This is a genomic window from Ruegeria sp. CDSC021 (assembly GCF_059610845.1).
In genome coordinates this window covers 1-22145 of sequence record NZ_JBXWOK010000014.1, presented here as the reverse complement: position 1 = coordinate 22145, position 22145 = coordinate 1, and the positions used below count along the sequence as shown (strand labels likewise).

27 protein-coding genes are annotated in these 22145 nt (G+C 59.1%); 12 read left to right on the top strand and 15 right to left on the bottom strand.

The window, feature by feature from the left end:
* Window positions 1–142 precede the first annotated feature (142 nt).
* From AC2FGB_RS17605 to AC2FGB_RS17575, 7 genes are read left to right on the top strand one after another with little or no spacing between them, the layout of a single operon-like run.
* The gene (locus AC2FGB_RS17605) at window positions 143–1357 is read left to right on the top strand and encodes a glycosyltransferase family protein (protein ID WP_496694544.1); all 1215 of its coding nucleotides are present in this window, start codon (window positions 143–145) and stop codon (window positions 1355–1357) included.
* Window positions 1354–2601, top strand: a complete 1248-nt coding sequence (locus tag AC2FGB_RS17600) for a glycosyltransferase (RefSeq protein ID WP_496694545.1) — start codon at window positions 1354–1356, stop codon at window positions 2599–2601. The genes AC2FGB_RS17605 and AC2FGB_RS17600 overlap by 4 nt, the downstream gene beginning before the upstream one ends.
* Entirely contained in the window at window positions 2601–3677 is a 1077-nt protein-coding gene (locus AC2FGB_RS17595; protein WP_282027598.1) for a glycosyltransferase family 4 protein, read from the top strand. Before AC2FGB_RS17600 ends, AC2FGB_RS17595 begins: the two co-directional genes overlap by 1 nt.
* Entirely contained in the window at window positions 3674–4258 is a 585-nt protein-coding gene (locus tag AC2FGB_RS17590; protein WP_282027597.1) for a histidine phosphatase family protein, read from the top strand. The genes AC2FGB_RS17595 and AC2FGB_RS17590 overlap by 4 nt, the downstream gene beginning before the upstream one ends.
* On the top strand, window positions 4255–5403 hold the full coding sequence (locus AC2FGB_RS17585) for a glycosyltransferase family protein (protein ID WP_496710147.1): 1149 nt from the start codon (window positions 4255–4257) through the stop codon (window positions 5401–5403). The genes AC2FGB_RS17590 and AC2FGB_RS17585 overlap by 4 nt, the downstream gene beginning before the upstream one ends.
* The gene (locus AC2FGB_RS17580) at window positions 5393–6166 is read left to right on the top strand and encodes a polysaccharide deacetylase family protein (RefSeq protein WP_496694547.1); all 774 of its coding nucleotides are present in this window, start codon (window positions 5393–5395) and stop codon (window positions 6164–6166) included. Before AC2FGB_RS17585 ends, AC2FGB_RS17580 begins: the two co-directional genes overlap by 11 nt.
* Window positions 6163–6639: a class I SAM-dependent methyltransferase gene (locus AC2FGB_RS17575; RefSeq protein WP_281973439.1), complete on the top strand. Its 477-nt coding sequence runs from the start codon at window positions 6163–6165 to the stop codon at window positions 6637–6639. The genes AC2FGB_RS17580 and AC2FGB_RS17575 overlap by 4 nt, the downstream gene beginning before the upstream one ends.
* Here AC2FGB_RS17575 and AC2FGB_RS17570 read toward each other — a convergent pair whose 3' ends face one another.
* The gene (locus AC2FGB_RS17570) at window positions 6640–7779 is read right to left on the bottom strand and encodes an alpha-D-ribose 1-methylphosphonate 5-triphosphate diphosphatase (RefSeq protein WP_496690381.1); all 1140 of its coding nucleotides are present in this window, start codon (window positions 7777–7779) and stop codon (window positions 6640–6642) included.
* A gap of 52 nt (window positions 7780–7831) precedes the next feature.
* Here AC2FGB_RS17570 and AC2FGB_RS17565 point away from each other — a divergent pair, with 52 nt between their 5' ends.
* Entirely contained in the window at window positions 7832–8515 is a 684-nt protein-coding gene (locus AC2FGB_RS17565) for a DUF1045 domain-containing protein (protein WP_496694548.1), read from the top strand.
* Here the strand turns inward: AC2FGB_RS17565 and phnN are convergent.
* The 8 genes from phnN to phnG all read right to left on the bottom strand — a co-directional run bounded on the left by phnN (window position 8497) and on the right by phnG (window position 14164).
* Window positions 8497–9045: a phosphonate metabolism protein/1,5-bisphosphokinase (PRPP-forming) PhnN gene (gene phnN / locus AC2FGB_RS17560; protein WP_496690383.1), complete on the bottom strand. Its 549-nt coding sequence runs from the start codon at window positions 9043–9045 to the stop codon at window positions 8497–8499. The genes AC2FGB_RS17565 and phnN overlap by 19 nt on opposite strands.
* The gene (gene phnL / locus AC2FGB_RS17555; protein ID WP_496690384.1) at window positions 9042–9725 is read right to left on the bottom strand and encodes a phosphonate C-P lyase system protein PhnL; all 684 of its coding nucleotides are present in this window, start codon (window positions 9723–9725) and stop codon (window positions 9042–9044) included. Before phnL ends, phnN begins: the two co-directional genes overlap by 4 nt.
* Before the next feature lie 11 nt (window positions 9726–9736).
* On the bottom strand, window positions 9737–10507 hold the full coding sequence (gene phnK, locus AC2FGB_RS17550) for a phosphonate C-P lyase system protein PhnK (protein ID WP_271951522.1): 771 nt from the start codon (window positions 10505–10507) through the stop codon (window positions 9737–9739).
* Window positions 10508–10512: 5 nt separating this feature from the next.
* Window positions 10513–10917, bottom strand: coding sequence for a VOC family protein (locus tag AC2FGB_RS17545; RefSeq protein ID WP_496694549.1), 405 nt, complete (start codon window positions 10915–10917; stop codon window positions 10513–10515).
* Window positions 10914–11774, bottom strand: coding sequence for an alpha-D-ribose 1-methylphosphonate 5-phosphate C-P-lyase PhnJ (locus AC2FGB_RS17540; RefSeq protein ID WP_142639343.1), 861 nt, complete (start codon window positions 11772–11774; stop codon window positions 10914–10916). Before AC2FGB_RS17540 ends, AC2FGB_RS17545 begins: the two co-directional genes overlap by 4 nt.
* Window positions 11775–12035: 261 nt before the next feature.
* A complete protein-coding gene (locus AC2FGB_RS17535) occupies window positions 12036–13127 on the bottom strand; it encodes a carbon-phosphorus lyase complex subunit (protein ID WP_281995916.1) in 1092 nt (363 codons plus the stop codon).
* Between the two features lie 3 nt (window positions 13128–13130).
* Window positions 13131–13706: a phosphonate C-P lyase system protein PhnH gene (gene phnH, locus AC2FGB_RS17530; RefSeq protein ID WP_281995917.1), complete on the bottom strand. Its 576-nt coding sequence runs from the start codon at window positions 13704–13706 to the stop codon at window positions 13131–13133.
* Window positions 13706–14164, bottom strand: coding sequence for a phosphonate C-P lyase system protein PhnG (gene phnG / locus AC2FGB_RS17525; RefSeq protein WP_281973433.1), 459 nt, complete (start codon window positions 14162–14164; stop codon window positions 13706–13708). The genes phnH and phnG overlap by 1 nt, the downstream gene beginning before the upstream one ends.
* Window positions 14165–14266: 102 nt before the next feature.
* On the opposite strand from phnG, the gene phnF reads away from it, so the two are divergent.
* Window positions 14267–14977 (top strand): phosphonate metabolism transcriptional regulator PhnF, encoded by a 711-nt coding sequence (phnF, locus tag AC2FGB_RS17520; protein WP_281973432.1) that lies wholly within the window; start codon window positions 14267–14269, stop codon window positions 14975–14977.
* A 158-nt stretch (window positions 14978–15135) separates the two neighbouring features.
* On the opposite strand, the gene AC2FGB_RS17515 is transcribed toward phnF, so the two are convergent.
* From AC2FGB_RS17515 to phnC, 5 genes are all read right to left on the bottom strand, one after another.
* Complete coding sequence (locus AC2FGB_RS17515) at window positions 15136–15750, bottom strand: LbetaH domain-containing protein (RefSeq protein ID WP_496694550.1); 615 nt, start codon at window positions 15748–15750, stop codon at window positions 15136–15138.
* 23 nt (window positions 15751–15773) lie between these two features.
* Window positions 15774–17141, bottom strand: coding sequence for a phosphonate ABC transporter, permease protein PhnE (gene phnE, locus AC2FGB_RS17510; protein WP_496690387.1), 1368 nt, complete (start codon window positions 17139–17141; stop codon window positions 15774–15776).
* Entirely contained in the window at window positions 17138–18019 is an 882-nt protein-coding gene (phnE, locus tag AC2FGB_RS17505; protein ID WP_496694551.1) for a phosphonate ABC transporter, permease protein PhnE, read from the bottom strand. Before phnE (AC2FGB_RS17505) ends, phnE (AC2FGB_RS17510) begins: the two co-directional genes overlap by 4 nt.
* A gap of 63 nt (window positions 18020–18082) precedes the next feature.
* Window positions 18083–18985 carry a phosphonate ABC transporter substrate-binding protein gene (gene phnD / locus AC2FGB_RS17500; protein ID WP_496690389.1) on the bottom strand — a complete coding sequence of 301 codons (903 nt, stop codon included), beginning with the start codon at window positions 18983–18985 and terminating at the stop codon, window positions 18083–18085.
* A 68-nt stretch (window positions 18986–19053) separates the two neighbouring features.
* The gene (gene phnC, locus AC2FGB_RS17495; protein WP_142639325.1) at window positions 19054–19875 is read right to left on the bottom strand and encodes a phosphonate ABC transporter ATP-binding protein; all 822 of its coding nucleotides are present in this window, start codon (window positions 19873–19875) and stop codon (window positions 19054–19056) included.
* Window positions 19876–20038: 163 nt separating this feature from the next.
* On the opposite strand from phnC, the gene rpe reads away from it, so the two are divergent.
* Window positions 20039–20725: a ribulose-phosphate 3-epimerase gene (gene rpe, locus AC2FGB_RS17490; RefSeq protein ID WP_496690390.1), complete on the top strand. Its 687-nt coding sequence runs from the start codon at window positions 20039–20041 to the stop codon at window positions 20723–20725.
* Window positions 20726–20729: 4 nt separating this feature from the next.
* Here rpe and AC2FGB_RS17485 read toward each other — a convergent pair whose 3' ends face one another.
* Window positions 20730–21161, bottom strand: coding sequence for a MarR family winged helix-turn-helix transcriptional regulator (locus tag AC2FGB_RS17485; RefSeq protein ID WP_142639321.1), 432 nt, complete (start codon window positions 21159–21161; stop codon window positions 20730–20732).
* A gap of 79 nt (window positions 21162–21240) precedes the next feature.
* On the opposite strand from AC2FGB_RS17485, the gene AC2FGB_RS17480 reads away from it, so the two are divergent.
* Window positions 21241–21609 carry an antibiotic biosynthesis monooxygenase family protein gene (locus AC2FGB_RS17480; protein ID WP_142639319.1) on the top strand — a complete coding sequence of 123 codons (369 nt, stop codon included), beginning with the start codon at window positions 21241–21243 and terminating at the stop codon, window positions 21607–21609.
* Between the two features lie 21 nt (window positions 21610–21630).
* The gene (locus AC2FGB_RS17475; RefSeq protein ID WP_142639317.1) at window positions 21631–22080 is read left to right on the top strand and encodes a hypothetical protein; all 450 of its coding nucleotides are present in this window, start codon (window positions 21631–21633) and stop codon (window positions 22078–22080) included.
* Window positions 22081–22145: the final 65 nt, after the last annotated feature.

The following is a 22145-nucleotide window of genomic DNA, read 5'->3' as shown; positions in this document are numbered from 1 at the left end:
TTACCAGAGGAATGGCTGACGTTTTACGCAGTCCCTTCCAGTCGGCGGGTCACAAGGCCCTTTGGCAAGACGGGTGAAAGACGATAAGCTAACAGGTGCCGATGCGCGGACCGACACCAAGACACTTAAGACAGGCGAAGGCATGAGCCTAGGAAGACAAAACGATACTACTGGCCGCGCGCCACGGATCCTGTTCTACAGCCATGACACGTTCGGGCTGGGCCATCTGCGCAGGTCTCGTGCACTGGCCGCCGCAATTACGCAGGCGGATCCAACGGCATCATCCCTGATCTTGACCGGATCGCCTGTCGCTGGCCGGTTCACATTTCCGCGCAGGGTCGACCACGTGCGTCTGCCTGGCGTGACCAAACGGGCGGACGGGTCATACGCGTCTCAGACAATAGGGATGGGGATCGACGAGGTGACCGAGTTGCGATCGGGGTTGATTCAGACCGCCGTTCAGCAGTTTGACCCGGACATTCTGATCGTAGACAAAGAACCCACCGGGTTCCGCGGCGAGCTATTGCCAACACTCGAAAACCTTTTGCTCTCGCAGCGCACGAAACTGGTGCTGGGTTTGCGTGATGTTCTGGATGAACCCGAAGTTCTGGCCGCAGAGTGGGAACGGAAAGAGGCAACTGGAGCGACCGAAAGATTCTATCATGAAATCTGGGTTTACGGGCTGCGTTCGATCTATGATCCGACCAAGGGGCTGCCTCTGAATCACGCGGCCCAGTCGCGCATTCACTGGACTGGCTATTTGCGTCGTGATCTGGGGCCAATCGGTACCCCACCGGAGCAGCCCTATATCCTGATTACCCCAGGTGGTGGTGGGGACGGCAAGGCGATGGTGAACCTGGTTCTTTCGGCTTACGAAAAGGACCCCGACCTGTCACCACGCGCGGTATTGGTCTATGGCCCGTTCCTGTCTGGTGATCTGCGGGACGAATTCGAAACACGTGTGGCTGCCTTGAACGGGCGTGTGACCGCCGTCGGCTTTGAATCCCAGATCGAAACGCTGTTCCACGGCGCGGCTGGCGTCGTCTGTATGGGTGGGTATAATACGTTCTGCGAGGTCCTGTCCTTTGACAAACGCGCCGTCATTGTTCCACGGACCAGTCCGCGTATGGAACAGTGGATCCGTGCCTCACGCGCCGAGGATCTGGGACTGATCCGGATGTTGGACGAGTTCCGTGACGGGCTAACAACCGATTCCATGGTCCGTGCCATTCGCGACCTACCACATCAGCCATTGCCGTCTCAGGCCATTGAACAGGGCCTGCTGGACGGGTTGGACTATGTCACCGGTCGTATTGAGGTATTGCTGAATCAGGAACAGGAACGAGCAACCGGATGACCGCAGGCGCGCCCAATCTGGCGGTGTTGGTCAAAGGGTGGCCGCGCCTGTCCGAAACGTTCATCGCGCAGGAACTTGTTGCTCTACAAGAGGCCGGCCATCAGTTCGACATCTGGTCCCTGCGTCATCCAACCGATGTGAAACGGCATCCGCTGCACGACAGGTTTCGTGGCCAGGTTCGGTACCTGCCGGAATATCTGTATCAAGAACCTCAGCGCATATGGGCTGCCCGCGAACAAGCGCAGCGTCTGCCGGGATACGGCGCGGCCTATAAGGTCTGGCGCGCTGATTTGCGCCGCGATCCCACGCATAACCGCATCCGTCGGTTCGGTCAGGCCTGCGTTCTGGCTGCGGAATTGCCCGCCAGCACACAGGTTCTCTATGCGCATTTCATGCATACGCCCTCGTCGGTCGCGCGCTATGCCGCGATCATGCGCGGCCTTCCGTGGAGCTTTTCAGCCCATGCAAAAGATATCTGGACGTCACCGGACTGGGAAAAATCGGAAAAGTTGCACTCCGACACTTACGGAGCAGCTTTTGGTGCAACCTGCACCGCGATCGGCGCCCAGCATCTGCGCAGCCTCGCCGACGATCCGGCACGGGTTGAACTGATCTATCACGGGCTGGACCTGGGCCGCTTTCCCGCCCCGCCGGAACGCGGCTTACGCAGAGCTGACTGCCCTTTTCATATGCTGTCCGTTGGGCGGTTGGTCGAAAAGAAAGGCTTCGATCGCCTGATTGATGCATTCGCCATGCTGCCGGACGATCTTGACTGGCACTGGACGCATATCGGCGGAGGAAGCCTGAGTGATACTTTGCAGAACCGGGCCGCATCGGCCGGGTTGTCCGGGCGCATCACCTGGAAAGGGGCCTGTGACCAACCTGAGGTCATCGCCGCGATGCGCACAGCAGACCTGTTTGTTCTGCCCAGCCGGATTGCCACAGATGGGGACCGGGATGGCTTGCCCAATGTGTTGATGGAAGCCGCCTCGCAGTATCTGCCGATCCTGTCGACCCCCGTTTCTGCGATTCCTGAGTTTATCGAGACAGGCACGCATGGCGTCCTGACGGATGACGATCCGGACGCGCTGGCAAATGCGATTGCACAGCTGGCGGCCAACCCCGCGCAGGCTGCAGCAATGGCGGGTGCTGCCTATGATCGTCTGATCGCCGACTTCCGCATGGACCCGGGCATAGCGCTTTTGTCTGCCAGGTTAAGCGCGCTGGGCGCGCATAAGAGCTGATGCCGCGCATCGCCTTCTACGCCCCGATGAAATCCCCCAACAGCCCGGTGCCGTCGGGGGACCGGGAAATGGCCCGAAATCTTCTTCTGGCAATCCAAGCCCGAGGGGATGCGGTGGATCTGGCCTCGGACCTGCGCGTATTCGACAAGCACGGCGACAAAGAGGTCCAGGCCAAACTGCGCCATGAGGCTGATGCCGAGGTGCTGCGCCTGACCTGCGACCTGCCTGCTGACACTGCACTATGGGTGACCTATCACAATTATTACAAGGCCCCTGATCTGATTGGACCCCGTGTAAGTACGGCGCGAAACATACCCTATGTTCAGCTTGAAAGCACCCGTGCCTACAGCCGCCTTCAGGGGCCATGGTCAGGGTTTGCCCAAGCGGCCCATCAGGCCTGCGACGCGGCCCGGGTGATCTTTTATCACACCGCCAATGACCTCATCACGCTGGAACGCGAGCAGTTCGGAAATCAGGCGCTTGTCGAGCTTCCGCCGTTTCTTCCCGCCTCCTCGCTGCCGCAGGCCTCTAGCTGCGATGGCCCGATGCTGGCCGTGGGCATGATGCGACACGGCGACAAGCAGGCCTCTTACCGGGTGCTGGAACAGGCACTGCGCCACCTGCAGGGCGATTGGTCCCTGTCTATTGCTGGCGATGGTCCCGCCCGCGCCGAAATCGAAGCGCTGATGGCAAAGTTTGGCACGAAAGTCCGGTTTCTGGGGCAGCTTGATCGCGACGCGCTGCGCAAGGCTTATGCTACCGCATCCCTGATGGTCTGGCCCGGCGTGAATGAGGCTTATGGCATGATCTATCTAGAGGCTCAGGCCCATGGCATCCCCGTTGTTGCACAGGACAGGCCGGGCGTTCGGGATGTGCTGATGCCGTCCGACTATCCTTCGGTTGCTGAAGGGGCCAAGGGGCTGGCCGCAAGGCTGCGCACTCTTCTGGACAATCCGGCACTGCGGTCTTCTCAAGGCAGCCAATCGGCCGCATATATAGCCGCGCGCCACCTGATGCCCGATGCAACTGATCGGTTCTGGACGGCTGTTGATCCTTTGCTGGAGGCATCCACATGAGCAAGCTCGCCCTATTGCGCCACGGGCATACGGCGTGGAACCGCGCCGGGCGCATTCAGGGGCGCAGCGATATTCCATTGGATGAACAGGCTCGGACAGAACTGGCATGCTATTCCCTGCCCTCCCCTTGGGATCAGGCTATGGTCTGGTCCAGTCCCTTGGCGCGTGCGGCCCAGACGGCACAACTGGTTTCAGGGCGCGAACCGTTGAAGTCCGAGGCCCTCATGGAAATGAACTGGGGCGCTTGGGAGGGGCAGCACGGCACCGATCTCATTGCCGATCCCGCAAGCGGTTATCGCCATATCGAGGATTGGGGTTGGGATTTCCTACCCCCCGGAGGCGAAAGCCCCGCCGAAATCTGGCAGCGGCTGGAACCTTGGCTTGCCAGTCTTGGCGAAAATACCGTAGCCGTTTGCCATATTGGTATCATGCGGGTCATTCTGGCCCGCGCCTGGGGATGGGATTTTGACGGCCCCGCCCCCTTTAAGATCAAGCGCAACCGCCTCTATATCGTGGACATGGAGTCCATGCGCCCCGAAACTGACCCTATCCGTTTGATCCGGCAGGAGACCCGCATATGAGGGTGATGATCGTTGTGACCCATCTGCTGGGCACCGGACATCTCAGCCGCGCGCTTACATTGGGCCGGGCCTTTGCCGCTGAGGGTCACAAGGTATTGCTCGTCTCAGGCGGAATGCCCGCGCCGCAGCTGGACCATACCGGGATCGACTTGCTAGGGCTGCCGCCATTGCGCTCGGACGGCACCAATTTCACGCGATTGCTGACGCAAACGGATGAGGCCGCGCATCCTGCCTATTTCGACGCTCGCAAGGTTGCCCTGACAGAGGCGCTGCGGAGCTTTGCCCCGGATGCGCTGATCACCGAGCTGTACCCCTTTGGCCGCAGATCTCTGGCGGATGAGTTCGACGCCCTGTTGGAGGCGGCCCACACACAGGGTCCCCGTCCGGTTATTTTGGGATCAGTCAGGGATATACTGGCGCCCCCGTCCAAACCTGCCAAAGCCCAGCGCACCGAGGAAATCATTCTTGACCTCTTTGACGGTGTCCTTGTCCATTCAGACCCAAGCATGATCCCGCTGAGTGTAAGCTGGCCGGTCTCGGAACCTCTGGCGCAGCGTCTGTTCTATACAGGGTTCGTGGCGCCCGCTGCGCCGATCCCGCATCCGGACGGGGTTGGTGAGGGCGAGATTCTGGTAAGCGCTGGCGGTGGGTCGGTGGGCGAGCCTATCTTTCAGGCGGCCATCGAGGCCGCACCAAAGATGCCCAACAGGCGCTGGCGCCTGTTGGTAGGCGGGCTGGACTCCGCAGCACGCATAGAACGCCTGACAGCAGGTGTTGGCGACGCCCCGGTCACGCTGGAACCGGTGCGCCCGGACTTTCGACAAATGCTGCCCTTGGCCGCCGCATCGGTCAGCATGTGCGGCTACAACACGGCGTTGGACATTCTGCAGTCTGGCGTACCCTCGGTTTTCATCCCCTTCGACGACGGAAGCGAAGTCGAACAGACCTTGCGCGGCCAAAGCCTGTCGAAGCTGAGCGCAATAGACGTATTGCCAAGCGACAGGTTGACCGGAGATACCCTGGCGCAGGCTGTCGAGGCCGTTCTGGCCGCCCCCGCGCGGCCAAGTGCCGGTCAGGGTTTTGACGGGGCTGCAAAATCTGTCGAGATTGTACAATCACTTTTGGATCACGCCAATGACCGGTGATTGGCACCCCCTGATGACCGAGCTTGATCTGTGGCGGCGCGACGGGCTGTCTCTGCCGCTGTGGTGGAGGGATGATGACGCGGTCTGTGTCACGCCACAGTTGGAACGTTTGGAGGCGCTGTCCGCATCACTGGAACTGCCGGTTCATCTGGCGATTATTCCGCGTGACGCAGATGAAGATCTGGTTACCCATGTCGAAGGCTCGTCCGCATTGATACCGGTTGTCCATGGCTGGGCCCATCAAAACCACGCTCCGACAAACGAGAAGAAATCGGAGTTTCGACTGCATCGCCCCTTCCAGGACATACGCAACGATGCACGGGCCGGGCTGACCCGGCTACAGACCCTGTTCCCCGACAAGCTGTGCCCCATGTTCGTGCCGCCGTGGAACCGTATCGCCTCAAAAATGGTGCAGGAACTGCCGGGCCTGGGATATCAAATCCTGTCCACTGCGACGCCCCGAAAGGCAAAGATAGCGGCACCTGGCCTTATGCAGGTCAACACGCATCTGGACCCGATCGACTGGCGCGGGTCACGGGGGTTGGCCCCTCGGGACAAGCTGGTAGCTCAGGCCACAGATCTGCTGCGGGACAGGCGCGAAGGGCCTGCGGACAATACCGAGCCGTTTGGGATCCTGACGCATCACCTGGTGCATGACGAGGAAATCTGGTCCTTTACGCAGGACCTTCTGACGCGGTTTCTGGATGGTCCGGCGACCGTCTGGACCGCCCCAAAAAACGATAAATCACGGAGACCCGAATGAGCCGATTGGATTCAATGCTGCGCCGCCTGACGGCCCAACGCGACGGGCTGAACTGGGCGGTCGATCAGATTACAGATACGAGCGGCGATATACTGGACATGGGTTTGGGGAATGGCCGCACCTACGATCACCTACGTGAAATTCTACCAGACCGGCGCATCTGGGTCATGGACAGGGTTTTACAGTGCCACCCGTCCAGCACCCCTCCGGCAGAGGATTTTCTGCAGGGCGAAGCGGGTCCTATGTTAAAGAAATTAGCAGCCGGTGGCCCAAAAATAGCATTGGCACATTACGATTTCGGGCGCGGTATCAAGCAGGATGATGTGGCTGAGGCGGCGATGCTCAGCCCGTTGATCTCTCAGGTCATGCTGCCCGGTGGGCTGCTGATATCCGGCCAACCACTGGTTGGGTTTGAACAGATCACCGGACCGGAGACCATCGCACCCGACCGATACCTTTTCTACAGGGCCTGATCAGGCCACACGTCGCCCTCGCGACCACACTCCGTTCAGGGCAGGCGCCCCTTCACGCATCCGGAACCGAATGACGTCGGCGCGCGCGCCTGCGCGCAGCTCGCCACGGTCTTCCAGCCCGACCACCTGCGCCGGGGACATCGTAACGGTCCGCAGTCCACGGGCCATGTTGTCCCACATCTCGCCCAGCCGTGCCGCCGACAGCAACAACGCGGCCGGCACATAGTCCGAAGACAGAATATCCAGATGTCCCAGATCGGCCAGTTCTTTGGCGGCCACATTCCCCGAATGTGACCCGCCCCGGATTACATTTGGCGCCCCCATCATCACCTTGATCCCGTGATCATGGCAAGCCCGCGCCGCTTCGACGGTAGTGGGGAATTCGGCCAGCCGGATACCGTGGCCCGCTGATACATGTACCTGTTCCCGGGTGGTGTCGTCATGGCTGGCCAGCATGGCCCCAAAACGTTTGGCCGCCTTTACGGCTTCCACCTCGTGCTTTTCGCCGTTCCTGTCCCGCATCGCCTTGAGGTCCGCGACATGCTGCTGGAATTCCTTGCCCTCCAACCCCAGCTTTCCTTTCAGATAACTTTCGAGCTTTGAGATATCACGGAATTGACGCTGACCGGGCGTGTGGTCCATCAGTGACACCAGCCCGACACGGTCCTCGAGGCCGAATTCATCCAGTTCTTCGACCAGCGTTTCTGAACACAACTCGGCCCGCAAATGCAAGAAATGGCTGATTTTTAAGGCGTCTTGCTCTCGTAACTGCCACAGCTCGCGGGACAGGCCACGTGCGTATTTGTTGTAGCGCGGACCAGTCGGGATCGACCCGACGCGCATCGCATCGAACACGGTTGTGATGCCCGTGCTGGCCAGTTCGGCGTCATGGGCAAGAATTGCCGCCGCATGGGGCCAGTCGACCTTGGGGCGGGGCTGGATATGACGTTCCAGATTGTCTGTGTGCAGCTCGACCAGACCGGGGCTGACATAGTCACCCTCACAATCGATTGCACCGCTTGGAACCGCCGCGCCTGTATCGATCTCGGTGATGCTGTCGCCCTGAACCCGGACGCTGCCGTTAATGGTTTCGTCGGGCAGGATCAGCGTGGCATTGGCAAGGATCAATTCTTCTGTCATCTGAACTTCACACAGTTTGAGGTATTGGAAGGCCACGCAATAGGAGGCCAATGTGACATTCACGCGATACGCGATCTATTTTGCGCCACCCGCCACGGCGGAGTGGACGCAATTCGCAACCCGTTGGCTGGGCTGGGACATGGAGGCTGGCACCGAGGTCGCCCATCCTGGGCTGGATGGTGTGGATGTTGCAGCGGTTACGGAGGTACCGCGAAAATACGGGCTGCACGCGACCATGAAACCCCCGTTCCGCCTGCGCGAGGGGCAATCCGTCACAGCGTTGCAAGAGGCCTGCGCCACCCTTGCTGCCAGCCAATGCGCAATCATGATGGAAGGTCTTGAGATTGCCCGCCTTGGCCGGTTTCTGGCCCTGCGACCACTTGGCGACACAGCCGCGCTGAACGCGTTGGCCGCCGCCTGTGTTCAAGAGCTTGATATGTTCCGGTCCCCACCGTCGGCGGCTGAACTTGACCGTCGCCGCGCCTCCAGACTGACACCGGATCAGGACGCCAACCTGGTCAAATGGGGATACCCTTATGTGCTGAACGCGTTTCGGTTTCACATCACCCTGAGCGGCAGGTTGGACAAGCCCGTGCTTGCTTCGGTCCAGCGCACCCTGGAAAACCATCTGGGGCCGCTTTTGCCAAAACCCTTTCGAATTGCGGATCTGGCCCTGATGGGCGAGGCCGAGGATGGACGGTTTCACCTGATCCATCGCTATGCGCTTTCCAACTGAAGGCGGGACAAAATTTTGGCCACCGTATCCTGCAGAGCACCAGAATTGTCGACCTCGATCACCCGGACCAGCCCCTTAGGCAAAGGGGTCTTGGCCTGGCCCAACCGACGCGCCTGTTCGCTGTCACTTTCGCGCCCGCGCAATGACAAGCGTTGCTCTAGAACGCTCGCGTCTGCCGTCAACGAGACAACAATCAGATCGCCAAAGATCTCTTGCGCCTGCAACAACACAGCGCGCGACAGGTTGACCAGAACTGCCTCCGCCACCTGACGTTGCTGCGCGATCTCTTTCGGCACACCATAGAGCAACCCATGTGCATGCCAGCTGAGCGCGAATGCGCCTTCATCTTCCATCTGTCGAAACGCGTCATCGGTGACCCGTTTGAAATCTTCCCCCGCTTCGCCTTCGGGGCGGGTGACGACACGGCGCAGCCGCTGGATACCTTTTGCGCGGGCTTCTAACGCCTCAATCACACTGTCTTTGCCGACACCTGACGGACCGACAACCGCTATGACCGGGGCAAGCGTCATGCCGCAATTCCCGGCGTGAATTGCGAAACGTTGATCTCGCGATCGCAAACCTGCTTCCGCGCGTCAACATCATGGAAGATACCGATAATCGCCGCTCCGCGCTCTTTCGCCTCAAGGATCAGGGACAGGACGGTTTCACGATTCTGCGCATCCAGACTGGCTGTGGGTTCATCCAGCAGCATGGCCGGGTATTCATGGGCAAAGCCGCGCGCGATGTTCACGCGCTGCTGTTCGCCGCCCGAAAAGGTCGTCGGACTAAGGGGCCAGAGCCGTTCAGGAATATTCAGACGCTCGAGCAAACCCGCGGCCTTGTCCAGTGCCTTCTGTTTATCGCAACCAACGGCAAGAAGCGGCTCGGCCACGACCTCAAGCGTCGGCACTCTGGGCACAACACGCAGGAACTGGCTGACATAGCCCAGCGTTTCGCGCCGCAGGGTCAAGATCTCGCGCGGTTCAGCCTTGGCGACGTCTAAACCACCGACCAGAACCTGACCCGAGGCAGCCAGATAGTTGCCATAGATCACCCGCATCAAGGTGGATTTACCTGCCCCCGACGCGCCGGTCAGCGCCACACACTCACCCGGTTCAACCCTGAGCGTAGCGCCCTGCATGACCGGGATCACCGCGCTCCCCTGATTGTGCAGGGTAAAGCTTTTGCTGACATTGTTCAGTTCAATCATTGTCCCGGCCCTCATACCTGCAACACGCTGGACACCAGCAGTTGCGTATAGGCATGCTGCGGATCGTCCAGAACCTGATCAGTCAATCCGGCCTCGACCACATGACCGGCTTTCATCACCATCAGCCGATCCGCCAGCAGACGGACAACGGCAAGATCATGGGTGACAATGATGGCGCTCAGCCCCATTTCCCGAACCAACCCGCGCAACAGGTCCAACAGGCGAGCCTGTACCGAGACGTCCAGACCACCAGTCGGTTCATCCATGAAGACCAGCCTGGGGCCGGTCACAAGATTCCGCGCGATCTGCAGGCGCTGCTGCATGCCACCGGAAAACGCGGACGGACGATCATCAACCCGCTCCGCTTCGATCTCAACCCGACCCAGCCAGTCGATCGCCTTGTCGCGGATATCGCCATAGTGGCGGTCACCTACGGCCATCAGTCGTTCGCCGATATTTCCGCCCGCACTGACAGACATACGCAAGCCATCGCGCGCATGTTGGTGCACGAATGCCCAATCGGTGCGGCTCAGCATCCGGCGTTCAGGTTCCGACATGGTCACGGTATCCACCGGACCGTCTGCACGAGTGTCAAAGATCACCTGCCCCGCATCCGGCACCAGATGACCCGCCAGACAGTTCAGCAGGGTTGACTTGCCCGAACCACTCTCACCCACGATCCCCATCACCTCGCCGGGATAGAGATCAAAACTCACATCGGTACAGCCGATACGGGCCCCGTAGGATTTTCTGATATCCTGTACACTCAGCAGCGGTGTCATTTCATTCACCTTGGGTCATATGAAAACTCGATCCGATTGCCGCCCGGCTCTCGGATCATGAAATGGAGTTTCGGACCTGAACCCGAGGGTTCAGGTGCAAACTCGACAACGACGGCAGGCCAGTCTTTGACCGCATCGAAAACCGCAGTCAGCGCTTCTTCATCGGGAACTTTCAAGGCAACATGATGCAACCCGACGTTCTTGTGCCGGTCAAACCCCTGTAGCCCCTTGCCTTTTTGCTGCCAAAGCGTCAGCTTCGCCGCGCCATTGGTCACATAAACCGCCGGATAATCCGGATTGCTGCCGAAGACCTCCCAACCCAGCGCATCGACAAAGAACGTCCGCGTGGCGTCGAGGTCCAAAACCGTAAGGCCAAGGTGGTCAATTCCAAGCACATCTTCTCGTTTCATGCGGCATCCTCTCTGGCCAAACGGCCCACATGGCCCGCCTCGCGGCGCGACCGGCAATAATCAGTGTCCGAGCAAACAAACATGCGGGTGCCTGCATCATCCATGATGACTTCATCCAGATAGCTGTCCTCGGCCCCGCACAGATCACAGGGATGGTCGGCCTTGGTGGCCTCGAACGGGTAGTCCTGGAAATCGAGGCTGACGACCTTGGTATGCGGTGGCACCGCGTAGATACGTTGCTCGCGGCCCGCGCCAAACAGCTGGATCGCGTCCATCTCAAGCTTTGGGTTGTCGAATTTCGGGATGGGGGACGGGTCCATCACATAACGGTCCGAGACCATCACAGGATAAGCATAAGCGGTTGAGATCGCACCATGCTGGCTGATGTCTTCGTACAGTTTCACGTGCATCAACCCGTATTCTTCGAGGCTGTGCATCTTGCGTGTCTCGGTCTCGCGCGGTTCCAGAAACCGCAGCGGTTCCGGGATCGGCACTTGATAGACAAGAATCTGATCCGCGCGCAGCTTCGCCTCGGGGATGCGGTGGCGGGTCTGGATGACCGTCGCCTTCTCGGTTTCCTCGGTGGTGGCGACGCCCGCCGTATTCTCGAAAAACTTACGGATAGACACGGCATTGGTCGTATCATCCGCGCCCTGATCAATCACCTTGAACGTATCGTCCGGGGTCAAAGTTGCGGCAGATACCTGCACGCCTCCGGTACCCCAGCCATAAGGCATCGGCATCTCTCGGCTGGCAAATGGCACCTGATATCCGGGAATAGCCAACCCCTTGAGGATCGCCCGACGGATCATCCGCTTGGTTTGTTCGTCCAGATATGCGAAGTTATATTCAGTCATTTGATGTAACTATTTTGTTTCTGGTGTTTTTATGAACGTATTTGGTATTTGTTCGCTCTTTTTGGCGATTATGCTCTATTTTATCTGGCGCAATTTTCGCGCAAAGTGGCGCCTCGGGGCTATGGCCCGCGACCTTTCGTGCGAATGGGAATCGCTTGAAATCGTGAATTCGCGCGAAGCATTCGGCAGGAAATCGCCCAATCAGGGCAACGACTGGTTTTTGAACCGTAGGACGAGCCTGTAGGGCAAAGCGTACAGAGCTCATTCCGCAGCCTCCCTCGATGCAGTCCGTTCCTCGGCCTCGCGGCGCAGCTTGCGCACCAGTTCCAGTTCGGATTGAAAATCCACGTAATGCGGCAGCTTGATATGTTCGAGGAAACCCGTTGCCTGAATATTGTCTGAGTGGCTCAGGACAAATTCCTCGTCCTGTGCAGGTGCGCCCAGATTGTCCTCGCCCAGCTCCTCCCACCGCAGCGCCCGGTCGACCAGAGCCATGGCGATGGATTTGCGTTCAGACTGGCCAAAGACGAGCCCATAGCCGCGTGTAAACTGTGGCGGCTCAGTCTTTGAGCCTTGGAACTGGTTCACCGTCTCACATTCGGTCAACTCGACTTCGCCGATCTCGATGGCAAAGCCCAGTTCGGGAATGTCCATTTCGACCGCGACCTTGCCGATCCGCAGCTCGCCAACAAAGGCGTGGTTGCGGGCATAGCCGCGCTGAGTCGAATAGGCCATGCCCAACACAAACCCTTCATCCCCGCGCGCCAGCGATTGCAACCGCAGCGGACGGCCCGCCGGAAACTCCAGCGGCTCGCGGGTCAAGTCGCCGGGCGTAGCATCACTGACCGGCTCGTCCTGAATGATATCCTCACTCTTGAGGAATTTGGTGATATGCGGGGTCGGCTCGTGTCGCGCCGTACCTTCGGGCGCGGGTAGAGTTTCGCCATCCGCAGCCAGTTTGAAATCCAGCAGGCGGTGGGTGTAGTCGAATGTCGGGCCCAGCACCTGCCCGCCCGGCGCATCCTTGAACGTCGCCGATATCCGACGGTCACAGGCCATATTGCCCGTTTCAACCGGTTCGGAATAACCAAAACGCGGCAATGTCGTGCGATAGGCGCGGATCAGAAAGATCGCTTCGATCAGATCGCCACGCGCCTGTTTGATCGCCAGTGCGGCAAGGTCCGGATCATACAGCGATCCTTCTGCCATCACCCGGTTCACCGCCAGGCTCAGCTGCTCCCGGATCTGGACCAGGCTAAGCTCGGCCACATCCGGGGCGCCTCGGCGCTCTTCGGCCAACCAGGCATGGGCATTCTCAATCGCCTTTTCGCCTCCTTTGACGGCAACATACATCGCTTAACCCTCCGCGCTGATCTGGGTACTGCGCGGCAGGGCCGCGACCTTGTCACCGCAGGTAAAGAAGAAGTCACATCCCAAAGGGAAAAGAGCCGCATTACGTTGCAACGCAGGGATATCGGGTAGGTTCAAGCCTGCGCTCTGCTTGATACCGGGACCGTGCAAAATGGCACCGGACTGATCCAGGCTGTCACGCTCAACAATCAGAGTGGTTGACCGATCCGGATACTCGGCAGTTCCGATACGATAGCGATCCAGCCCACCAATTTCGCCCCAAGTGCCGACGGCGAAATCTGCCTCGGCAGCAGGAACCAGCGGCGCGCCGGTGTGGAAGGTCAGCCATTCGCGCAGAGCATCGGTGTCGAGCTCACCCGCCAGATGTACCTTGGTTTCCGGGTCGCATAAAGTCAGCAACAAGGTGCCCGCTGCTACCGACAAAGGCGCTGGGGGCACGGCCCCTGACAGGCTGCGGATTTCGCCTGGGCGTGCCATCACCGTCATCGCCGCGCGAAAAACATGTGCGGAATCAACCGGTATGTTCTGGAACCCGCCCGAGAATTGAGTTTGCGCAGTCATCAATCTTCTCCCCGAACCAGCGTGAAGAATTCTACTTTGGTTGCCGCCGCCTTTGCCGCCCGCGCGATTTTGACCGCCTGCATTTTCTGTTCCAGCGGACCGAGCAGGTTTTCCTGCACATGGTCTGCTGCCGCAGTCTGCATCATCGCATCAATCACAGCTGCAGCTTCGGCCTTGGGCTTTGACCGGCCCTGAACATAGCCATGTCCAACCGTGCCATCCTGCAAGACCACCGAGCAGCGCGTGACCGTCATTTCACCCAGGTTGAACGGCGCCCCGGTGGCGCCGGTACGTCCGCGCACCATCACGCCGCCCACTTCGGGGCTGCGCAGCCATTCAAAGCCGGGACGGTCCGTGAGACCCTCCCACAGCGCCAACGTGGCTTCATCTGGCGCGCGGGCCAGCAGGCCCATCCAGGTCTTACGCGCCTCGGTCGCGGAATCTGTCTGTTGTGTCATCAAAGCCTCTTGGCTGGGTTGTCTACTTATCCTATACAACTATACAAATCATAGACCGCCGCCCGGCGACTCGCAATCGCAACTGTGTGAATTTTTGGTGACATGAACAAAACGCCGATCTGGAAAAGCATCGCCCTAAGCCTGACGTCGGACATTGCCGAAGGGCGATATCAAACCGGTGACCGGTTGCCGACCGAAGCGCAACTGGCCGCAACGCATGGCGTTAACCGCCACACGGTTCGCCGGGCGCTGTCTGACATGGCCGACCAGGGGCTGGTCCATTCTAGGCGCGGGGCCGGTGTATTCGTCGCCACCCGACCAACCGAGTATCCGATTGGTAAGCGGGTGCGATACCACAAGAGCATCTCGGCCAGCGGCAAGATGCCCGGCAAGAAGATCCTCGCCCTGACCACACGGGCCGCGGATGAAGCCGAGGCCGATGCATTGGGGCTTGAAACCGGCGACACGGTGCATGTCTATGACGGTCTGTCTCTGGCCGACGGGCAACCCATCGGCCTGTTTCAAAGCGTTTTTCCGGCCAAGCGATTTCCTGACATTCTGCAGATTCTAACCGAAACCCAATCCGTCACCAAAGCCCTGCAAAGATGCGATGTGCCAGATTACACGCGCATCTCAACCCGCCTGACCGCGCGCGCGGCCACGGCAACTCAAGCTCTGCACTTGCACCTGCCCGAGGGCGCACCAGTCTTGTTTTCGATCGGCATCAATGCAGACCCCGATGGCAATCCTGTCGAGTATGGAAGAACAACCTTTGCCGGAGAGCGAGTCACGCTGACCCTGAACGAGGATTGATCCCGTAGGTCTCCCGCCCGTCTTCAACCTCCTATCGGAGGTCTCATCCCGTTGGGCGTAGCGCCGCGCAAAGCGCGGCGCCCGGCCCAAGGCCGCAAAGGGGGATCGGCGAAACCGATGCTTCTGCGAGCGCGGAGCACCTGGGGTCACAGGGCCAGCTATTCGTATTTCTCCAAAAACGCCTCAGCCTCTAGTTTGCGAAAATCCGGCAATGCGTCACGCAAGCGGCTGTTGTCCCAGTCCCACCAGGCCAACTGCTCCATCCGATCCGCAACCGCTTGTGGGAACCTGGGGTGGAGTGGTTGGGCCGCCACCCCAGCAACGATCATGTAGGGCGGCACGTCTTTGGTCACCAGCGCCCCGGATGCGATGACCGCACCATTACCGATTGTCACCTCGGGCTTGATGATCGCCCCGTGACCGATCCATGTGTCATGCCCGATAAATGCGATCCGGCTTGCGCGATGGACAAACCACTCCGCATCATCCTCGGCATCGTCCCAATAGTCAGCCGACCGATAGCTAAAATGATGCAGCGAGGCCTTTTGCAACGGGTGATCCGTAGCGCCGATCCGGGTAAAGCTGGCAATGTTCGAAAACTTACCGATCCTTGCATTAGCGATGTCGCAGGTCCGGTCGCAATAGGAATAGTCGCCCCAGACCGCGTTGGCGATCCGGCTGCCGGTGCCAATCTCGACAAATGCACCAAAGCTGCTGTTGGTAATCTGGCAATCGGGATGGATGAACGGTTCATCCGCGCGCAATCGTGCCATAGTCCTGACCTTTCAAGCTGCGCTCACGGCAGAATAAAATCTTTGGTTTTCGCGTTGCTCGGCTTGCTCTTCTTGCCGCTGTCGCCCTGGATCAAACGACGCCGTAACCAGCCCGAGAACCAATCCATCAACATCACCATGAGAATGATCAGAACGATGTAATAGGCGACCTCTTCCCAATCTTTCTGAGTGATGATCGCCTGCGTCAGCAACAGACCAATGCCGCCGCCAGTAATCGCGCCAATTATGGTCGCGCTGCGGGTGTTGGATTCGAGAAAGTACAAAAGCTGGCTCAACAGCACGGGAGTGATCTGTGGGATCACGCCAAAGCGATAGCGCTGCGGCGCATTCGCACCGGTCGACTGCACGCCCTCGATCTGCTTCTCATCCACATTCTCTAGCGCTTCTGAGAATATCTTGCCGAATGTCCCGGTATCGGTCACCAGAATTGCCAGCGCTCCGGTCAACGGCCCTGGGCCGAAGGCCCGTGCCAGAACAACGGTCCAGATCAAGGCGTCCACACCGCGTACAAAGTCGAACACCCGCCGTGTGGCAAAGCGCACCGACCGCAAGGGGTTAAAGTTCCGCGTCGCCAGGAACGCCAGTGGCAAGGCGATAATCCCTGCCCCCATGGTGCCCAGAAACGCCATCAGGATCGTCTCAAAGATGGCCCAGGCCACATCCTGATGCCGCCAGATCTTGTTGGTCCAGAAATCGTTGAAAATAGCACCGGCCTCACCGGCGGTGGCGCGGCTGACCAACTCGGGGAAAGATTTGCCATAATACGGGCTGTCGAGGGTGAACCAAAACAGCTCCCACCCTGGGAAATAGCGAAACACTTCGGACCGGTTGCGGGTCACGGTCAGACGCCCGGCATCGGTGGTGATCGCCAGCCGATTTTTCGAGACATTGATCCAGTCTGGAACATCGCCCGCCGGTAACTCTGCTTGCACCCCAGAGGCCCGGCTGGGCGTAGCGCGCACGACGCCATAGCCAGGGATATCGTATTCGATTGTCTCGGGGCCGAATCGCACCAAGTGACCATCCTCCAGGTCAATGATCGTGGTTTCGCCCAACGCCACCCAGTCGGGTGCTGTCCCGTCAGGATAGGTGCCTTTGCGGTCCCCTTCGACCGCAACGGACACATCACCATTGCGGTTATCCCGCGTGACATGGGTTTTGTAGCTGTAACTGTCGGCAACAAGCGTCTTGCCGTTTTCCCAATTTGCACGCCCGGCAATACCAGGCACGTCAAAGGCAAAGAACACGTAAATCAGGTAAAAAGCGACAAGGCCGGGCAACCCGAAATTCACGATCCGTTTGCGGTTGAACAGACGACCGGCCTCGGCCTTGAGGTCATCTGTCGACAGATCAGTGGCAAAGGTCGTCATGCCGAAGCTCCTTTTTCAGACCCGTGGGTCAGGCGATCCCGCAGATAGCCGGACAGCTGATCCACGACCATGATTGTGACAAAAAGCAGAAGGAAGATGGCCGCGGCCTCGTCGTAGCGCCCCTGCCCCCATGACATCGCGTTGCGCAGCTCATAGCCCAGACCGCCAGCACCGACGAAACCGAGGATGGCCGAGGCACGGATGTTGATCTCGAACCGCAGCAAGGCATAGCTGACATAGTTCGGTCCGACCTGTGGGATCACGCCCAAATACATCCGTTGCGACCAGTTCGCGCCCACCGAATGCAGCCCCTCAACCGGCTTCAGCGAAGCGTTCTCGTTCACTTCCGAGAACAGCTTGCCCAACGCGCCGGCGGTATGGATGGCAATCGCAATCATGGCCGGAACCGGACCGCCGCCGAGAATAAAGATCAAAACCAGCGCGATAACGATTTCAGGGATGGCCCTGCAGATATCGGAAATCCGCCGAAACAAAGGGATCAGAGATGGCCTTTGCGCCATGCCCCGTGTCGACATCAGGGCTAGAAATGTGCCCGCAATCGCACCGATCAGGGTTGATGCTGCCGCGATATTGATCGTCTCAATCAGGGCCGGAAAGAACCGGATCAGATTCTCCGGCATCGCGCCGATCTTTTCCCACGCTTCCGAGAGAACCTCGGCCGGATAGTCGAAAACCCTGCGCCAACCGTCAACGAAACTGCCTGCGTTTCGATCATCCGCAGTTCGGAACCCTGCGGCCATCAAAGCCACAAACAGGATCAGGAGAATGCCACCATAGGCCCGTTTTCGCCGGGTCATTTCTGAGTATTCGTCGCGGATCTGATCGACACTGTGGGACCCTGCGGTCAGGTCTGTCATAGAATGCTCCTGAGAAAACGGGGTCCGGTATAACACCGGACCCCGATCATGTGAGTTGCAGGCTTAGTTGGATTTCAGCTTGCGGGCTTCAATGATGACCTCGTAGGCCTCATGCGTGATGGGATCAAAGCTCTTGGCTTCGCCTGCTGCCACGCCGTAGAAACACTCGCGGTCTTTTTCATCCAGCGTGTTCCACAGTTCAGTGACCTGAACTTTGACATCTTCGGGCAAGGCCTTGCGCAGAACGACCGGGCCTTCCGGGATCGGCGCCGATTTCCAGATCTCGACCAGATCGTTCATGTCGACCAGACCGGCATCAACAGCGCGGCGCAGCGCGCCCGACTGATAGCCATCTTCCCAATCACCCAGGCCGTCGGCCCAGGTCACGCCGCCGTCAACGTCACCGTTGTTTACCGCAACGATAGTCTGTTCGTGACCGCCGGTGAACTTGACCTCACCGAAGTAATCGCCCGAGTCCATGGTGGCGCCGGTGGCCTGTGGAATCTCGATCGAAGGGATCAGGTATCCTGAGGTCGAGTTCGGATCACCAAAACCAAAGGCCTTACCCTTCATGTCTTCCAGCGAGGCGATGCCGCTATCTTTGCGCGCAAAGCCTACCGAGTAGTAGCCATAGCCGCCATCACTGTTGACCTTGACCAGAACCGGCTCAACCGCTTCGGGATCGCTCAGATAGGTTTTGGCGTAACCCGACGCACCCAACCAAGCGACGTCAATCGTGCCACCCAGCAGGCCCTGAATCACACCGTTATAATCGGCAGGGGCGAACAGCTTGGTCGGAACGCCCAACAGCTCTTCGGTGTATTCGCGCAGGCATTCGTTTTTGCTCATCCGGTCCTGAGCGTTTTCGCCGCCCAGAATACCAATTCGGAATTCGCTGATTTCCTGCGCCATAGCGGGCGCGGCCATGGCAGTGGTCGCAACAAGGGCAGCAATTAGGTTTTTCATCTGTCTCTCTCCAGGTTGATGTCCCCGACCTCTCATCGGGTCGGGCGATGAAAGGTGGTTGGGGTGGCTCAGATGGTGGCTTCGGCTTCCATCAGGGCCTTCTGGGTGGCGTCGAGCGTTTCGATCTCGGTCGAGGTCGCCTCTTCCGAGAAACTCGCATCGGCCCCATAGATCTCGCGGGCGACGCCGGTGGTCAGTTGTTCGGGCAACCCGTCAAAGACGATGCGGCCGTCGCGCATGCCGACAACGCGGTCGCAATAGCGGCGCGCGGTATCCAGCGTGTGCAAGTTGGCGATGACCGTGCGGCCATCCTCTTCGTGGATGCGGCGCAGGGCCTGCATCACCACCTGGGCATTCATCGGGTCCAGCGATGCGATCGGCTCATCCGCTAGAATGATTTTGGGGTCCTGCATCAAAGCCCGCGCGATGGCGACACGCTGCTGCTGTCCACCCGACAGCGCCTCGGCCCGTTTCGGCGCATGTTCGGCGATGCCCAGACGATCCAGAATGTCGATGGCGCGGTGGATGTCCTCCATCGGGAACAGGTTGAACATGGTGGCCAGTGTCGATTGGCGGTTCAGTGTGCCATGCAGCACGTTCGACACCACATCCATGCGCGGCACCAGATTGAACTGCTGAAAGATCATGGCGCATTCGGCCTGCCACGCCCGCTTCTCTCGCCCCTTCAACTGGGTGACATCGCGGCCTTCGAACAGGATCTTGCCTTCGCTGGAATCGGTCAGGCGATTGACCATCCGCAAAAGGGTGGATTTCCCGGCGCCGGATCGCCCGATGATGCCGATCATGCACGGCTTGTCTACATCCAAAGTCGCCGCATCCACGGCTATGTTTTCGCCGAAGCGTTTGGTCAGTTTGTCGATACGCAGCACAGGCCACCCCCAATTCGTCTTGGCGGTGAGCTACAGGCACTGTTCAACGGCTGTGTGTCAGTAAGGTGAAAGTTTTGTTACGGCGCGATTGTCGCGGGGGCTATCCATCAACTGACCTCAACGCTATACGCATCCTCAACTGTTCAGATGACACGAGGCAACCATGAGCTTTGACCGCAGCATCAAGATCGCCCCGTCGATCCTGTCCGCCGATTTTGCCAATTTCGGCGCCGAGATTCAGGCCATTGAGGCTCAGGGCGCCGACTGGGTGCATATTGACGTGATGGATGGCCATTTTGTCCCCAACCTGACCTTTGGTCCACCCGCCGTCAAAGCCTTTCGTCCGCATGTCAAAACGGTGATGGACGTGCATCTGATGATCACCCCAGTCGATCCCTACATTCAGGCCTATGCGGATGCTGGGGCCGATGTCCTGACCGCCCATATCGAGGCAGGGCCGCATTCGCACCGCACCTTGCAGGCCATCCGCGCTGCAGGAATGAAGGCCGGTATCGCGCTGAACCCGGGCACTCCGGCCAAAGCGGTGGAGCACCTGTTGGATCTGACCGATCTCATCTGCGTTATGACCGTAAACCCCGGCTTTGGCGGCCAGAAGTTCATCGACATGACCAGCAAAATCCGCCGCCTGCGCCAGATGATTGGCGACCGTCCCGTCCATATTGAGATTGATGGCGGCGTTGATCCAAACACCGCCCCGCTGGTCGCGGCCGCAGGCGCCGACGTTCTGGTTGCCGGCTCAGCTGTGTTCAAAGGTGGATCGGTAGATCAGCCCGGGGTCTATGGCGACAACATCCGCGCCGTGCGGGCCGCTGCGAATTCCGCGCTGTAACTCATTATTCCTGGCGCATGCCCGAAATCACCCTGTGCATGAGGTCCAGAAACTGACGTTGTTCCTCGGCGCTCAGCCCCGCAAGCGCCTGCGCGTTTACGGTCTGGGCGGCCTCATATGCCTCCGCGCGTATCCCTGACGCCTTTTCGGTCAACCAGATCAGCTGAGCTCTGGCATCGGTTGGGTTTTTGGTTCTCTTGACCAAACTGTCCCGCTCCATCCGGTTGAGCGTGTTGGCCAACGTCGCCTGCTCGACGTCGATTTTGCCAAGCAGCTCTTTTTGCGACACGCCGTCCTTTTGCCAAAGCTCCAGCAAAATGGGGAATTGCCCAACGACGATCCCCAAAGGAGAGATACGCTGCTGCAGGTCCCGGGCAAACAAGCGCGCCATGTGATTGACCAGATATCCGGCAGAGTCTTCTTTCGTGAAATCCATGTCGGATAAATACACTTGCATAGCATGCTATGCAATATTATATAGCTTGCTATGTTATTTTCTGAAAGAGGATCAAAGAATGGCACGCATCGTAGAACTGGACGAAATCGCAACCCTGGCTGACCAGATGGAAACCGAGGAAGGCCCCGTCGTTCTGATCAACCTGTTCACGGTTGACGCCAAGGACGAAGACGCCCTGCTGACCGCCTGGTCCCACGACGCGGATTTCATGAAATCGCAACCGGGATACATCTCGACGCAACTGCACAAAGGCATCGCCAACAGCGCGACCTTCGTGAACTATGCTGTCTGGCAAGATGTGAAGAGTTTCCGTCAGGCCTTTACCAATCCTGAATTCCAAAGCCGTATCGCCGACTACCCGGACAGCGCAGTGACGCGACCACATCTTCTGCGCAAGCTGACGGTCGACAACCACTGTGTTGCCTAAGGCAAAAAGTGGAGGCGACCCATGATCAGAACAATCCACCCCATCGCTGGAGTTATCGGATTTCTAACAATCCTGACATTCTGGACATCTACTTTGTACAGCGAGATCTTCGCTTCCCACGCGACCGTGGCATCAGTAAAAACCATGATCGTCTATGGCCTGTTCTTGCTGGTCCCGGCCATGGTAATTGTCGGCGCCACAGGAATGTCGATGGGAAGCCGGCGCAAAGATGCTTCGGCATTGGCCAAAAAGAAAAGAATGCCGATCATCGCAGCCAACGGCCTGCTTATTCTGGTACCCGCAGCACTCTACCTGAAAGCAAAGGCCGGAGCCGGGGCCTTCGACACCAGCTTCTACCTTGTTCAGGTCATCGAATTGGTCGCTGGTGCCACCAATCTGACATTGATGGGTATGAGTATCCGTGACGGCCGGGCAATGACCGCGCGCAGGCGCAGTCAGTCCCAGAAATAAAGATGCATTCCAAACAGAAAAAGCCCGCCCCCGTTTGGGGCGGGCTTTTTTGTTTCGACGGTTAG